Origin of the sequence: Streptomyces sp. NPDC058274, from assembly GCF_042881375.1 — a bacterium.
In the GTDB taxonomy this organism is placed as follows: domain Bacteria; phylum Actinomycetota; class Actinomycetes; order Streptomycetales; family Streptomycetaceae; genus Streptomyces.
In genome coordinates this window covers 53,690-67,760 of record NZ_JBHVXW010000008.1, presented here as the reverse complement: position 1 = coordinate 67,760, position 14,071 = coordinate 53,690, and the positions used below count along the sequence as shown (strand labels likewise).

Annotated in this window: 16 protein-coding genes and 1 tRNA gene; 15 read left to right on the top strand and 2 right to left on the bottom strand. The window is 68.9% G+C overall.

Annotated elements, in window-relative coordinates; all coding sequences use genetic code 11:
- Window positions 1–163 precede the first annotated feature (163 nt).
- Window positions 164–1,396, bottom strand: a complete 1,233-nt coding sequence (frc, locus tag ACFVYF_RS18010) for a formyl-CoA transferase (RefSeq protein ID WP_389456351.1) — start codon at window positions 1,394–1,396, stop codon at window positions 164–166.
- Between the two features lie 344 nt (window positions 1,397–1,740).
- Between frc and sucC the strand changes: the two genes are divergently transcribed.
- The 3 genes from sucC to ACFVYF_RS17995 all read left to right on the top strand — a co-directional run bounded on the left by sucC (window position 1,741) and on the right by ACFVYF_RS17995 (window position 5,669).
- Window positions 1,741–2,871, top strand: a complete 1,131-nt coding sequence (sucC, locus tag ACFVYF_RS18005; RefSeq protein WP_389456350.1) for an ADP-forming succinate--CoA ligase subunit beta — start codon at window positions 1,741–1,743, stop codon at window positions 2,869–2,871.
- Window positions 2,872–2,882: 11 nt separating this feature from the next.
- The gene (sucD, locus tag ACFVYF_RS18000; protein ID WP_389456348.1) at window positions 2,883–3,764 is read left to right on the top strand and encodes a succinate--CoA ligase subunit alpha; all 882 of its coding nucleotides are present in this window, start codon (window positions 2,883–2,885) and stop codon (window positions 3,762–3,764) included.
- Window positions 3,765–4,103: 339 nt separating this feature from the next.
- Window positions 4,104–5,669: an aldehyde dehydrogenase family protein gene (locus tag ACFVYF_RS17995; RefSeq protein ID WP_389456346.1), complete on the top strand. Its 1,566-nt coding sequence runs from the start codon at window positions 4,104–4,106 to the stop codon at window positions 5,667–5,669.
- 68 nt (window positions 5,670–5,737) lie between these two features.
- Here the strand turns inward: ACFVYF_RS17995 and ACFVYF_RS17990 are convergent, their stop codons facing one another.
- Entirely contained in the window at window positions 5,738–7,069 is a 1,332-nt protein-coding gene (locus ACFVYF_RS17990) for a DUF2254 domain-containing protein (RefSeq protein ID WP_389456344.1), read from the bottom strand.
- A 141-nt stretch (window positions 7,070–7,210) separates the two neighbouring features.
- On the opposite strand from ACFVYF_RS17990, the gene ACFVYF_RS17985 reads away from it, so the two are divergent.
- The 12 genes from ACFVYF_RS17985 (at window position 7,211) to ACFVYF_RS17930 (ending at window position 13,640) form a co-directional block, all read left to right on the top strand.
- A tRNA-Leu gene (locus tag ACFVYF_RS17985) sits at window positions 7,211–7,295 on the top strand.
- A gap of 219 nt (window positions 7,296–7,514) precedes the next feature.
- Window positions 7,515–7,670 (top strand): DUF6131 family protein, encoded by a 156-nt coding sequence (locus tag ACFVYF_RS17980; RefSeq protein ID WP_389456342.1) that lies wholly within the window; start codon window positions 7,515–7,517, stop codon window positions 7,668–7,670.
- Between the two features lie 194 nt (window positions 7,671–7,864).
- Window positions 7,865–8,185 carry a gas vesicle protein GvpO gene (gene gvpO, locus ACFVYF_RS17975; protein ID WP_389456340.1) on the top strand — a complete coding sequence of 107 codons (321 nt, stop codon included), beginning with the start codon at window positions 7,865–7,867 and terminating at the stop codon, window positions 8,183–8,185.
- A 33-nt stretch (window positions 8,186–8,218) separates the two neighbouring features.
- Window positions 8,219–8,686, top strand: coding sequence for a gas vesicle protein GvpJ (gene gvpJ, locus ACFVYF_RS17970; protein ID WP_389456338.1), 468 nt, complete (start codon window positions 8,219–8,221; stop codon window positions 8,684–8,686).
- Window positions 8,687–8,689: 3 nt separating this feature from the next.
- Window positions 8,690–9,439, top strand: a complete 750-nt coding sequence (locus ACFVYF_RS17965) for a GvpL/GvpF family gas vesicle protein (protein ID WP_389456336.1) — start codon at window positions 8,690–8,692, stop codon at window positions 9,437–9,439.
- Between the two features lies 1 nt (window position 9,440).
- Window positions 9,441–9,695 carry a gas vesicle protein GvpG gene (locus ACFVYF_RS17960; protein WP_389456334.1) on the top strand — a complete coding sequence of 85 codons (255 nt, stop codon included), beginning with the start codon at window positions 9,441–9,443 and terminating at the stop codon, window positions 9,693–9,695.
- Window positions 9,696–9,702: 7 nt separating this feature from the next.
- Window positions 9,703–10,749 (top strand): histone protein, encoded by a 1,047-nt coding sequence (locus tag ACFVYF_RS17955; RefSeq protein WP_389456332.1) that lies wholly within the window; start codon window positions 9,703–9,705, stop codon window positions 10,747–10,749.
- Between the two features lie 6 nt (window positions 10,750–10,755).
- A complete protein-coding gene (locus ACFVYF_RS17950) occupies window positions 10,756–11,865 on the top strand; it encodes an SRPBCC family protein (RefSeq protein ID WP_389456330.1) in 1,110 nt (369 codons plus the stop codon).
- Window positions 11,858–12,193, top strand: a complete 336-nt coding sequence (locus tag ACFVYF_RS17945; RefSeq protein ID WP_389456328.1) for a gas vesicle protein — start codon at window positions 11,858–11,860, stop codon at window positions 12,191–12,193. Before ACFVYF_RS17950 ends, ACFVYF_RS17945 begins: the two co-directional genes overlap by 8 nt.
- Window positions 12,194–12,259: 66 nt before the next feature.
- Window positions 12,260–13,129: a GvpL/GvpF family gas vesicle protein gene (locus ACFVYF_RS17940; RefSeq protein ID WP_389456327.1), complete on the top strand. Its 870-nt coding sequence runs from the start codon at window positions 12,260–12,262 to the stop codon at window positions 13,127–13,129.
- Window positions 13,130–13,137: 8 nt separating this feature from the next.
- Complete coding sequence (locus ACFVYF_RS17935) at window positions 13,138–13,365, top strand: gas vesicle protein (protein ID WP_389456783.1); 228 nt, start codon at window positions 13,138–13,140, stop codon at window positions 13,363–13,365.
- Complete coding sequence (locus ACFVYF_RS17930; protein ID WP_389456325.1) at window positions 13,362–13,640, top strand: gas vesicle protein K; 279 nt, start codon at window positions 13,362–13,364, stop codon at window positions 13,638–13,640. Before ACFVYF_RS17935 ends, ACFVYF_RS17930 begins: the two co-directional genes overlap by 4 nt.
- Window positions 13,641–14,071 lie beyond the last annotated feature (431 nt).

The following is a 14,071-nucleotide window of genomic DNA, read 5'->3' as shown; positions in this document are numbered from 1 at the left end:
GGCCCAGCGGTACCTTCCGCCGCCGCGTACGGCCACCGGCTTGCGGGTCGTGTCCGGGTCATCCGCGGCCTCGGAGGGCGCGGCGGAGATCCGGGAGCAGGGGGTCGGGGCCGGTGCGGCCGCCCGGGTCGGGGAGAGTCTGGTGGCGTTCGGAACCGTCACGTCAGATCACCCCGCTCGACCTGAGCAGGCGCAGCTCTTCGTCCCCGAGGCCGAGCTCACCGACGTACACCTCTTCGTTGTGCTCGCCGAGCAGCGGTGAACTGCTGACGTCAACGGGGGAGTCGGAGAGTTTCAGCGGGCTGCCGACGGTCACGAACTCGCCGCGCTGGGGATGCGGCACCTTCACGATCATCTCGTTGGCGGCGAGCGAGGCGTCCTCGATGATTTCCTTGGTGGACAGGATCGGGCCGCACGGGATGTTGTGGCCGTTGAGCCGCTCCAGCACCTCCCATTTGGGGAGGGTGCTGGTCCATTCCTCGATGAGCTGGAACATCTTGCCGAGTTTGGGAAGCCGGGCTTCGGGGGTGGCCCATTCGGGGTCGGCGGCGAGTTCGGGGCGGCCGATGAGTTCGGTGATCGGCTGCCAGCCGACGGGCTGGACGATGACGTACACGTAGTCGTTCGGGCCGCCGGGTGCGCACTTGACCGCCCAGCCGGGCTGACCGCCGCCGGACGCGTTGCCGGAGCGGGGAACCTCCTCGGCGAAGTCCTCGTTGGGATATTCGGCGAGCCGGCCATGGGCCAGGCGCTGTTGATCGCGCAGCTTCACCCGGCAGAGATTGAGCACGGCATGCTGCATGGCCACGTTGACCCGCTGACCGCGACCGGTGTTCTCCCGCTGGAACAGCGCCGCGAGGATGCCGGCGACGGCATGGATGCCGGTGCCGGAGTCGCCGATCTGTGCGCCGGTGGCGAGGGGCGGTCCGTCCTCGAAGCCGGTGGTGGCCATCGACCCGCCCATGGCCTGGGCGACGACCTCGTACGCCTTGAAGTTGGTGTAGGGGCCTTCCCCGAAGCCCTTGATGGAGGCGTAGACGATCCGCGGGTTGATCTCCTGGATGCGGTCCCAGGTGAAGCCCATACGGTCCACCGCCCCCGGTCCGAAGTTCTCGACCATGACGTCGGAGCGGCGGATCAGCTCGGTCAGGATCTGTTTCCCGCGCTCGGTCTTGGTGTTAAGAGTGATGCTTCGCTTGTTGCAGTTGAGCATCGTGAAGTAGAGGGAGTCGACGTCCGGGAGGTCACGGAGCTGCTTCCGGGTGATGTCTCCGGCCGGCGCCTCCAGCTTGACCACGTCCGCGCCCAGCCAGGCAAGGAGCTGGGTCGCCGAGGGACCGGACTGGACATGCGTCATATCGAGGACACGGATGCCTTCGAGAGCCTTGGTCGTCACCAGGTCACCTCACTTGTACGTCGGCCGGGCCGTGGTTCAGGGGCGTACGCGTCCGGGGCTGCCCGGACGTCGTAAAGCGAGGACTCCCTCTGTCGGGCCTGCTGCGATGTGGCCGGACGCCCGCGGGGGATGAGGCCGTGACCGGTGTACTGAGGCATGGCGGAGTCATCTCCCTTCGTGGGGGATCGGGTACGCCGGAACGCTGGTCGAAGCCGTTCCGACGCCACCCGGGGGCGGCTGCGGCACATTGCATACAGTCGACGAATACTGTATGAAGATTGTTATCCCGCATCCGGTGGGTGATGTCCAGGGGGCGGGCGCACTTTTCAGACAGGAGCCGAAAGATGGACCTGTACGAGCACCAGGCAAGGACACTTTTCGCGGAACACGGCATTTTGGTGCCAAGGGCCGAGGTCACCGACTCCCCCAGGGAGGCGCGGCGGATAGCCCGCCGTCTCGGTGGTCGTGTAGTGGTGAAAGCGCAGGTCAAGACCGGTGGCCGCGGCAAGTTGGGCGGGGTCAGGGTGGCTGCGGACCCCGCTTCGGCCGAGCTGATCGCACGCAAGATCCTCGGGATGGACATCAAAGGCCACACCGTCGGCAAGGTGATGTTGGCCGAACCCGTAGACATCGAGAGCGAGTTCTACGTCAGTTACGTCCTCGATCGCGCCGCCGGACGCTTCCTCGCGATCGCCTCGGCCGAGGGCGGCATGGACATCGAGGAGGTGGCCGCGAGCAGGCCGGACGCCGTGGCGCGCATCCACATCGACCCGGCGGAGGGGGTCACCTCCGCTCGCGCCGCGCAGATCGCCGAGGCCGCCGGACTGCCCCCGGAGACCGTCGACGCCCTGGTGCGGCTGTGGGAGGTGCTGACCCGTGAGGACGCCGTCCTCGTCGAGGTGAACCCCCTCGTACGGACCGCGCAGGGGCAGATCCTCGCCCTGGACGGCAAGGTCACCCTCGACGACAACGCCCGCTTCCGGCAGGCGCGTTGGGGTGAGCAGGACACCGCGCACGACGACCCGCTGGAGGCCGCTGCCGCCGCCAAGGGCCTCAACTACGTCAAGTTGGACGGCGAGGTCGGCGTCATCGGCAACGGCGCGGGTCTGGTTATGTCGACACTCGACGTGGTCGCGGGCTGCGGCGCCCGGCCCGCCAACTTCCTCGACATCGGGGGCGGTGCCTCCGCGCAGATCATGGCGGACGGGCTGTCGGTCATCCTCTCCGACCCGGACGTGAAGTCGGTCTTCGTCAACGTCTTCGGCGGCATCACCGCCTGCGATGCCGTCGCCGACGGCATCGTGCAGGCCCTCGACACCGTGCGGCTGACCAAGCCGCTCGTGGTCCGCCTCGACGGCAACAACGCGGTACGCGGCCGGGCCATCCTGGACGGCCACGCCCATCCGCTGGTCCAACAGGCCACCACCATGGACGGCGCCGCACGGCAGGCCGCCGCACTCGCCAACGCCAGCTAAGGGGACGGGACATGGCGATCTACCTCACCAAGGAGAGCAAGGTTCTCGTCCAGGGCATGACCGGTGGCGAGGGCATGAAGCACACCCGGCGGATGCTCGCGGCCGGCACGAACGTCGTCGGCGGTGTCAACCCGCGCAAGGCCGGCCGGAGCGTCGACTTCGACGACCGGGCCGTCCCCGTCTTCGGCTCGGTGCGCGAGGGCATGGCGGCGACCGGCGCGGATGTGAGCGTGGTCTTCGTGCCGCCCGCCTTCGCCAAGGCGGCCGTCGTGGAGGCCGCCGACGCCGGCATCGGACTCGCCGTCGTGATCACGGAGGGCATCCCGGTCCACGACTCGGTCGCCTTCCACGCGTACGCCGCGGCCAAGGGCACCCGGATCATCGGCCCCAACTGTCCGGGGCTGATCACCCCGGGGCAGTCCAACGCCGGCATCATCCCCGCCGACATCACCAAGCCCGGACGTATCGGCCTGGTGTCCAAGTCGGGCACGCTCACCTACCAACTCATGTACGAGCTGCGGGACATCGGCTTCTCCACCTGCGTCGGCATCGGTGGCGACCCGGTCGTCGGCACGACCCACATCGACTGTCTGGCGGCCTTCGAGGCCGACCCCGACACCGAACTCATCGTCCTGATCGGCGAGATCGGCGGCGACGCCGAGGAACGTGCGGCCGCGTACATCGGAGAGCACGTCACCAAACCCGTCGTCGGATACATCGCCGGGTTCACCGCGCCCGAGGGCAAGACCATGGGCCACGCGGGCGCGATCGTCTCCGGCTCGTCGGGCACCGCGCAGGCGAAGAAAGAGGCCCTCGAAGCGGTCGGAGTCCAGGTGGGCGGCACCCCGACCGAGACGGCCCAGCTGGTGCTGGCCCGCCTCGAAGCCGAGTGACGTCACTCATAGTCGACGTGAGGTGACTGTCCCGAGCGACGCCGCCTCACTACCTTCCTCCGTACGTACGCGACCACCGTCCGTACGGACCGCTGAACGCGATACTCCGTGCAGACGACCGTCGGTACGGACCGCTGAACGCGATACTCCGTGCAGACGACCGTCGGTACGGACCGCTGGACGCGATATCCCCGTACAGACCACCGTCCGTACGCAGTGCCGTACTTGACCACCGTCAGGACGGCAGCCGGACCATCTCCCGGCGGCCGGGCCACCACCCGGCAGCCGAGCCATGCATCCCCCGCCCCCGACTGTGCACCGAGAGCGGAGACATCCGAAATGGCATCAACCTCCGAGAACCACACCCCTCGAAACCTCACCCTCAAGTCCGGCACGTCCTGGACGGACGCCTGGCAGCGGTGCCTCACCGTCGCCCCCGAGGCGTTCCAGGACGACCGGGTCCTCAACCTCTGGGGTTCCGCCTGGCAGGCGGACGGCCGGGCGCTGCCCGCCACCAGCCCCGTGGACGGCAGCCCGATCGCGGGCCCGCCGCGGCTGGACGGCGCCGCCGCCCAGCAGGCCGTACGCGCCTCGCTGGACCAGCACCGCGCCTGGCGCCATGTGCCCCTGAACGAACGCCGGGCCCGCGTCGCGGCCACCCTCGACGCCCTGACCCAGCACCGCGAACTGCTCGCGCTGCTGCTGGTGTGGGAGATCGGCAAGCCCTGGCGGCTCGCGCAGGCGGACGTGGACCGGGCGATCGACGGCGTGCGCTGGTACGTCGACGGCATCGACCCCATGGTCGAGGGCCGGACCCCGCTGGACGGGCCCGTGTCCAACATCGCGAGCTGGAATTACCCGATGAGCGTGCTCGTGCACGCCATGCTGGTCCAGGCGCTGGCGGGCAACGCGGTCATCGCCAAGACCCCGACCGACGGCGGCGTCGCCTGTCTCACCCTGGCCTGCGCACTCGCGGCCCGCGAGGGCATCCCCGTGACCCTCGTCAGCGGCAGCGGACGCGAGCTGTCGGAGGCGCTCGTGCGCGCCCCCGAGATCGGCTGCGTCTCCTTCGTCGGCGGCCGGGACACCGGCGCGGCGGTGGCCACCGCCGTCGCCGACCTCGGCAAGCGCCACGTACTGGAACAGGAGGGCCTCAACACCTGGGGCGTCTGGAACTACAGCGACTGGGACGCACTGACGGCCGTCATCCCGAAGCTCTTCGACTACGGGAAGCAGCGCTGCACCGCCTACCCGCGCTTCGTCGTCCAGCGCGCGCTCTTCGACGAGTTCCTCGCCGCCTACCTGCCGGCGGTGCGCACCCTGCGCGTCGGGCATCCGCTCGCGGTCGAGCACCCCGACGACCCGTACCCGCAGCTGGACTTCGGACCGGTCATCAACGCGGCCAAGGCCAAGGAGCTGAATGACCAGGTCGCCGAGGCCATCGACCGTGGTGCCGTCCCGCTGCACCGCGGCAGCCTCGCCGACGCCCGCTTCCTGCCGGGCCAGGACACCTCGGCGTACGTCCAGCCCGTCACGATCCTCAACCCGCCGCCGTCCTCGCCGCTGCACCACGCGGAGCCCTTCGGGCCGGTCGACACCATCGTCCTGGTCGACACCGAGGCCGAGCTGCTCGCCGCGATGAACGCCTCGAACGGCGCGCTGGTCGCCACGCTGTCCACGGACGACAGGACGACGTACGACCGACTGGCGCCGCAGATCCGGGCGTTCAAGGTCGGCCACGGCAAGCCGCGTTCGCGCGGCGACCGCGACGAACTCTTCGGCGGCTTCGGCGCGTCCTGGAGCGGCGCGTTCGTCGGCGGCGAACTGCTCGTGCGCGCGGTGACACAGGGGCCGGCGGGGGAGCGGCTGCCGGGCAACTTCCCGGAGTACCACCTGATGCCGTGAGGTGAGGTCCGGCCGGTTCCTTCACGAGGGACCGGCCGGCAGCCGCGTCCGCGGTCCGGCCCGCGGGGCTATCCGATGCCCTGCCGGTCGGGCCGGAGCGCGAAGGCGCGGTCCGCGGCCTCGGGCACCGCGCGTTGCACGGCCTGGGCCAGCAGCTCGCGGTGCCGCAGCAGGGGCGCCCGCCGCTCCCGAGGTGCCACCAGCAGCAGATCGTCGAACCCGGCCATCAGGCGCCGGGTGACCTGGGGCGAGCCGACGGCACAGCGCCGCACCTCGCTGAACCCGAGATCCACCAGCTCGGTCCAGCCCGGCACCGGTTGCACCAGCCGTACGGTCCCGCGCCGGTCCCGGTGCAGCGACGCGTCGAGCGGCCGGTGGGACAGGGCGGCCAGGAACTGCACGATGCGGTCCACGGCCTGTACGGCGGTGGTGGGATCGTTGATGGCGGCGGACAGTGCGCGCAGCGCGATGTCGGACAACTGCCGCAGTCCGAACGCGAGGTCCTGGTGGAAGGTGCGCTCGACCCCCACGGAGACGGTGTACCGCAGGGACCGCGCGACGGGAGCGGCGCCGCCGTGCACGGCGAGCAGCGGTGTCCCCGGTACGACGAAGTCACCGATCCGCGGGATGAGCCGCAGGACGACGCCGTGCTGCCGTGCCGCCCGGACCAGCCGGGCGATGTTCACATCCCGCAGGACTCCGGCCGACCCCGGATGAAGGACCCGGCCTGTCTCGGGCCCGAGCGCGTCCCCGGCCCCCGCGGTGGCACCCACGGGCATACGCGCGGCCACCCGGAACGCCTCCGAGGTGATCCGGCTGATCACATGGCTGACCCGCATGAGCCGCAGCGTCGAGTTCACGTACAGCACGAACAGCAGCAGGCTCAGCCCGACCATGGCGAGCGTCAGGATCGCCTGCAGGAGGGGGACGGTCTTCACATACCGGGGGTCGGGTTCGCCGTCGTAGCCGGTCAGCACGAGCAGGGAGAGCACGAAGGTCGCGAGGAAGACGGCGAAGGTCACCTTGGTGATCCGGCTGCGTACGAAGAGCCGCACCACGCGGGGGCTGAACTGCCCGCCGGCCATCTGCACGGCGACCAGCGAGATGCTGAACACCACGCCGATGAAGGTCATCATCGCGGAGCTGACCGTGGTGGCCACGGTCCGTGCGTCGTCGGCGATCGAGATCAGCTCGCTGACCCCGTCGTAGTCATGCGCGTCCTGGAACGCCTTCACGATCCTGGCGTCGATCTCCGACGCCACCGCCCACACCGCGAAGACCAGCACCATGGCCGCGGTCGGCGCGAACCAGAATGTGTCCCTAAGATGCTCCCGCCACGGCGACAGCGCCCTCGGCCGCCGGCCTTTCCGCATACCTCTGGTAGTCACCCAGTCACCCATGGTGAGACTCTAGGTGCACCCCCGCCCGCCCCCGTGGACCCGCTCCGCGCCCGCGATATGCAGGTGAAGGCCACTCCGAAACCTTGGTATTGTTGTCCGTGTCGCCGCGGGGAACACCCCCGTCCAGGCGGCAGACACCTGGTCCGGGTGGCGGAATGGCAGACGCGCTAGCTTGAGGTGCTAGTGCCCTTTATCGGGCGTGGGGGTTCAAGTCCCCCCTCGGACACACAGCATGAACACCCCTTGTGCGGGTCGAGCGAAGCCTCGGCCCGCACAAGCTGTTTTCCGGGCTCGCCCCTCCCTCGGAACCTCGCCCGTGCTACCCGTGGTCGGCGCGGTCCCCAGCGCGGCCCTTTGTTGACGCATGCCCCTTTGTCCGGGCGCAGATCGCCTTGTGAATATGTGAGGCGCATACTGGAAGAACCCTACGATTACGGAGGGCGCCATGATCGTTCTCGGCGTCATTCTTCTGGTCATCGGCCTGATTGCAGGCATTTCGATCCTCTGGACCATCGGTGTCGTGCTGGTCGCGATCGGTCTCGTTCTCTGGGTCCTGGGTGCTGTCGGACACGCGGTGGGCGGCCGCCGGCATTACTGGTAGGACGCTTTCCGGCAAGCCGGGGACGCGCGCCTTTGCCGGGCCGGCTTTTGGCGTGCAGCCCCGGCGTGCTCGGTGGTGTGTTCCTTCAATGCACGGGGTCCCCGGGGCCGGTGCGCACTTCGTGTCGGATCGGCCCACCCCCCGACTGCCTCTCTCAAGGTGCGTGGCGATCAATACCGACCAGACTTGAGTGCATGGCAGAAGAACGTCGGCCGCGCGCCGGGAAATCCTCGACGACCGCCGCTCGCCGCACCTCACCCCTGCGGGGAGCGGAACATGCGGCCCGCGCTGCCTGCCGGAGCCTGGAGGGGCTGATCGGCCACCCCACCGAGGGTGTGTCGGCGGTGAGGCGTGTCGATGACGGCTGGGTTGTCGTCGTGGACGTCCTCGAGCTGCCCCGGATTCCGGACACCACGAGTCTGCTCGCCTCGTACGAGGTGCAGCTCGATCAGGACGGCGAACTCATGGAGTACCGCAGGGTCCGCCGTTACCGGCGGGGGGCCGCCGATGAGTGACCCGGGCTTGCCCGCCAACCGGAAGGACCGCCCATGCCTGCGACCACCTACTCCGACGAGGTAGTGGCCTGCCCGCCGCGTGCAGGCACGTTGTACGACGTGCTGGAACTGATCCTCGACAGGGGCATGGTGATCGACGTGTTCGTCCGGGTCTCCCTGGTCGGCATCGAGATCCTCAAGATAGACGCGCGCATTGTCGTGGCGAGCGTGGACACCTACCTGCGGTTCGCGGAGGCGTGCAATCGGCTCGACCTGGAGCGTGACTCCGGCAGCACCACCATTCCCGAACTGCTCAGCGGCGGCGCCGCCAAGTCCATCGGCAAGCGCAAGGTTCGTAAGGCCGCGGAGAGCGTGGGCGACACCGTACGCAAAGCGGTCGGTAGCCGTGACGACGACGTCGAGGAGTCCGATGAGGACGAGGAAGAGCAGCAGGAACGACCGAGGAAGCGGCGTGCTCCGGCCCGCAGTGGTACCAGCCGCCGACGACACGCGGAGGCATGAGTCGTGACAGCCGGCGGTGTGTACGTCTACGCGATCATCCGGGCGGGAAGGCCGCTGCCCGCGGATGCCGGCGGCGTGGGCAACCCGGCCGCGTCACTGCGAACCGTAGGCCGGGGCAGGGTCGCCGCCGTCGTCAGCGAGGCGCCCCCGAAACTCCGGGCCAGACGGCGCGATCTGCTGGCGCACCAGGATCTGTTGCTGCGCCTCTCGGAGGACGGGCCGGTCCTGCCCATGCGGTTCGGGATGGTCGCCCCTGACGAGGAGACAGTGTGCGGTCAGCTGACGGTGGGCGAGGCGGACCACATCGCCGCGCTGGAGCATCTCTCCGACGGCGTCGAGATCAACGTCAAGGCATTCCCGGCGCAGCACGCGCTCGCCGGCCTCGTCGCGGAGGACGCCACGGTCCGGCGGTTGCGGGAGGAAGCACGTCGACGCCCCGGTTACGAGGCCAGCCTCCGCCTGGGCGAAGCCGTGGCGGCTGCCCTGGAGAGCAGGGCAGCCGAAGCCGGCCGACGGCTCCTGCGCGAGCTCACCCCCCTGGCCCGCGCGGTGGCCGCCGGGCCGGAAGTCCAGGGATGCGCGCTCAACGTGTCGTTCCTCGTCGGCCGCGGCGACAGCGACGACTTCCGCGACGTGGTGGAGCGATTCGCCGACGTCCACCACGAACAGGTCGAGCTGCGGCTCGCGGGCCCACTGCCCTGCTACAGCTTCGTCCCCGCCGAGGGGCCTCACCTTCGAGCAGTCGGAGTCTGACATGGGACTCATCACCGGGCTGCTCACGCTCCCCCTCGCACCGGTCCGCGGCGTGGTCTGGGTGGCGGAGAAGATCAACGACGCAGCCGAGCGTGAATTGCACGATCCCGGAGTGCTCCGCGCCCAGCTGGCTGTGCTGAACAGGGAATTCGAGGACGGCGACATCAGCCTGGAGGAGTTCGAACGGGAAGAGGAGCGGCTGCTCGACCGGCTGCACGCAGCACAGGCCGGCGCCGCGCCGAACGATCGAAGGTGACGCACTCATGGATGACCAAGCCAAGGTGACGCTCGCGGCCGCGGTGGTGGGCGGCTATGTGCTGGGCCGGACGAAGAAGGGCCGGCTGGCGCTGTCCGTCGCGACCTATCTGGCGGGCAGACGATTCGGTCTCGAACCTCGTCAACTCGCGGCCGAGGGTATGCGAAGGCTCGGCGAGGTTCCCCAGGTTGCCCAGCTGCAGGAGCAGTTGAGAGGCGAGGTTCTCGAGGCGGGCCGCAAGGCGGTGACTGCCGCCGCCGACCGTGGCATGAGTTCGCTGGCCGACGCCATCGGGGACCGTACGGCCCGGCTCGGCGAGAAGGACGAGGACGAGGACGAGTACGAGGACGAAGAGGAAGAGGAGGAGGAAGAGGAAGAGCCGGGGGCCGAATACGACGAGGACGAGGACGAATACGAGGAGGACGAGGACGAAGAAGGGGAGGACCAACAGCCGGAAGCCGAATACGACGAAGAAGAGGACGAGGACGAGGACGAAGACCTGGATGACGAAGAGGCGGAGCCGGAGGAGCCGCAACCGAGGCGGCACCGTACGTCTCCGCGGTCGGCTCGGTCCTCCAGGGCACCCCGTCCGGCGGCACGCAAGAGGTCCGCCCCCGACCGCGGGGAGAAGTCACGGACGGCAAAGAAGGCGGCTGGGCGGAATGCGGAGCCGGCGACGAAGCCCGCGCCGAGGAAGAGCGTATCGGGGCGGAGCGCACCAGCGAGGAAGTCGGCACCGGCCAAGAAGTCGGCACCGGCCAAGAAGTCGGCGCCGGCCAAGAAGTCGGCGCCTGCCAAGAAGGCCGCAGCCAAGAAGAGCACACCGGCGAAGAAGAGTTCAGCGGCGCACAAGGCGGCTCCGGCGAAGAAGGCGGCACCCGCAAGGAAGTCCGCGGCCAAGAAGACCGCTCCGGCGAAGAAGGCTCCGGCGAAGAAGACGGCGCCCGCAAGGAAGTCCGCGGCCAAGAAGACAACGGCCAAGAAGACGGCCCCGGCCAAGAAGACGACGTCGTCGAAGCGAGCAGCATCCAAGCGCGCCGATCGTCGGAGGTAGCCAGTCATGACCAGGACGGAAAAGGACGAGCCCGCAGCGGCGGCGTCAGGTTCGGACCGGCTTCGCGAGGAGCTGTCCAACTTCCTCACCACACAGATGGGGAGACTCGCCGAGAAAGCGGGCGACAAGCTGACCGACGTCACGGGGCAGCTCACCGACGTGGCCGAGAACGGCGGATCGCTCGGCGCGATCGGCTCGCGCGTCCTCCAGGGCGACTCCCCGCTGAAGGCGTTCGTCTCGGAGAAGGCCAAGGGGGCCAAGGACAACGTCGTGGGCAAGGCCAAGGAGGCGATGGGTGGCGGAAAGGGCAAACGCAAGTCCAGCGGCGGCAAGGTCATGAACATCATCGAGGTCCTCGATGTGGGGGTGCCCCTGCGCGATGCCTACGACTACTGGACGCAGTACGACCAGTTCAGCAGTTTCGCCAAGGGCGTCCGCGACGTTTCGAAGAACGACGAGTTGGCCAGTGACTGGAAGGTCAAGGTCGGTCCCTCCTCGCGCAGTTTCAAGGCGACCGTCCAGGAACAGATTCCCGACGACCGCATTGTCTGGACCTCCGAGGGAGCCAAGGGCACCACGCGCGGCGCGGTCAGTTTCCATGAGCTGGCGCCCACTCTGACGCGCATCGTGTTGGTCGTGGAGTACTACCCGTCCGGATTCTTCGAGAAGACGGGCAACCTGTGGCGGGCCCAAGGGCGCCGTATGCGGCTCGACTTCAAGAACTTCCAGCGATACGTCACCCTCACCCAGGAGGAGCCCGAAGGCTGGCGCGGTGAAATCCGTGACGGTGAGGTCGTGGTGTCCCACGAGGACGCTCTGGAGGAAGAGGAAGCTGAACAGGCGGACTCGGAGGGCTCGGAGGACTCGGAGGACGAGGAGACCGAGGACGAGGCCGAGGGCGCGTACGCGGACGAGGATGACGACGAGGCCGGTGGCCCAGACGAAGACGTAGATGAAGACGAAGACGAGGATGGGGCCGAAGACGAGGTCGACGGCGAATACGAGGACGAGGAGGACGAGGACGAGGAGGACGCGGACGAGGAGGAGGACGAGGACGAGGAAGAGGACGTGACCCCCTCGAGGAAGCGAAGAGGGCAGAGGCGGCGCCGTGACTGAGGTCGACTACCGGCAGGGGTCCTATCCCGTCGCCGGACCGCAGACCGCCAACCTCGCCGACATCCTCGAGCGTGTTCTCGACAAGGGGATCGTGATCGCCGGCGACATCAAGATCGACCTCCTCGACATCGAACTGCTCACCATCCGGCTCCGTCTGTTCGTGGCATCCGTGGACACCGCGAAGAAGGCCGGCATCGACTGGTGGGAGACCGACCCGGCCCTCAGTTCGCGGGCCTCCCGCAATGCCCTGGAGGACGAGAACCGCGCATTGCGTGAGCGTCTGAAGGCGCTCGAATCCGGAACGGACGAGGAATCGCCCGGCAAATGAGCCCCAGGCATGACGTGCCCCAGCCGTGACCGACAGGACCAACATGACCAAGGAGAACCGACGCACATGACGGAGCGCGGCCCTGAGGCCACGGACGCCAACGCCCTCTATGTCTTCGCCGTGTGCCGGAATCCCGACCCGGCTGCCGTCGCCGGCCTGCCGGGTGTCAGCGATGAGACTCCGGTGGACACTCTGCCGTTCGGGACACTGACCGCGATCGCCCAGTCTGTCCGGGCGAGCGATTTCACGGACGAGGCGTGGCAGGCTCGCCTTTCCGACCAGCGGGAACTGGAACGCTACGCACGCGCGCACCACGAGGTGGTGGCCGCGGCCGCTGCCTGCTGCCCGACGATTCCGCTGCCGATGGCGACCCTCTATCACGGTGCGGACAGGGCGCGGGAGGCGCTGGGCAACGAGGCCGACCGGTTCCACGCGGCGCTCAAGCGCGTTGCGCACCATGCCGAGTGGGGCGTCAAGGTGTACACGTCGATCTCTCCGCCCGACGACACGAGCCCCACCCCCGCCCGCCGCACCACGCAGCCGCAGCCGCAGACGCAGACAGCGACGCAGCCGCAGACACCGGCGGCCACCGAGCGGTCCCGCCCGGCCCCGGGCGCCGGCCTCGCCTACCTGAACCGCAAGCGCGGCGTCCAGGAGCGCCGCGAGCGCCGTCAGGCCGAGGCGCTGCGGACTGCTGACCTGGTGGACGCGGAAGTCGGCCGCGTCGCCACCGCCTCCCGCAGGCTGCGACCGCACGGGCCCCAACTCCCCGGCGAGCTACGGGTCCAGATCCTCAACGCCACATATCTGGTGGCGGAGCACCGCGCCGATGAGTTCGCTCTGCTGACACAGACACTGCGGGAACGGACCGGGGCGCAGATCGAGTTGTCCGGGCCGTGGGTGCCCTACTCATTCGTCGGCGAGGTGCAGGCGTGACACGCGAGATGACGCATGACGTGGTGCCCTGGGACAGTGCCGAGCCGCTGACTGGCCCCATCGGGGTACCGCTCGTCGACCTCCTGGACCGCCTCCTCGCCACCGGCGTGGTGATCAGCGGTGATGTCGTCATCGCCATCGCCGACGTTCCGCTGGTGCGGCTGTCGCTGCATGCCCTGCTGTCGTCCGTCAACGAACGCGTCCCCGCGCCCTGGTCGGACGGCGGCCCGCTGTGACGGGCTCCCGGCTCGACCTGGACTCCGAGCAGATGGGACGCGACCTCGTCGCCCTGGTTCTCACCATCGTCGAACTCCTGCGGCAGTTGATGGAGAGCCAGGCGATGCGCCGTATCGACCAGGGCGATCTCAGCGATGAGCAGGCCGACGAGATCGGGACCACGCTCATGCTGCTGGACCAGCGGATGACGGAACTCTGCGAACAGCACGGAGTGCTCCGGGAGGATCTCAACCTCGACCTCGGGCCTCTCGGCACCCTGTTGCCCAGAAGCTGAAGGCGTCGGTCTGGCGGCAGTTTCCGTCCTGCGGGGTCGAGTGTCCACGTAAATGAAGGATCAACGAAACGGTAACGGCGGGCGACTGAGCACGAGTTGTCCCGGTCCAGGCAGACATGAAGATCCGTTCCGCCCGTCCACGCTCGTCCTCGTCCTCGTCCTCGTCACGGAGCCGAAGCCCGCCCGGCCGGCGTCCGGAAAATCCGGTGCCCCCGCGCGGCACCCCCTTGCCTACACTCACCACACAGCGCGCCCCGGCATGGCGGCGCGTCCGTGACGAGTGAGGGGAGCCCGGCCGTGCGTCACCGCATCGCTGTCGTTGTTCCCCGGTCGCGGTACGAGGTGATCCTCGTGTCTGCGGATGTCCGGTGCCGGCTGCGCGGCCGGAACCGGAATTCCGTGACTAACGACTGACCTCTGCGCGCCACGAA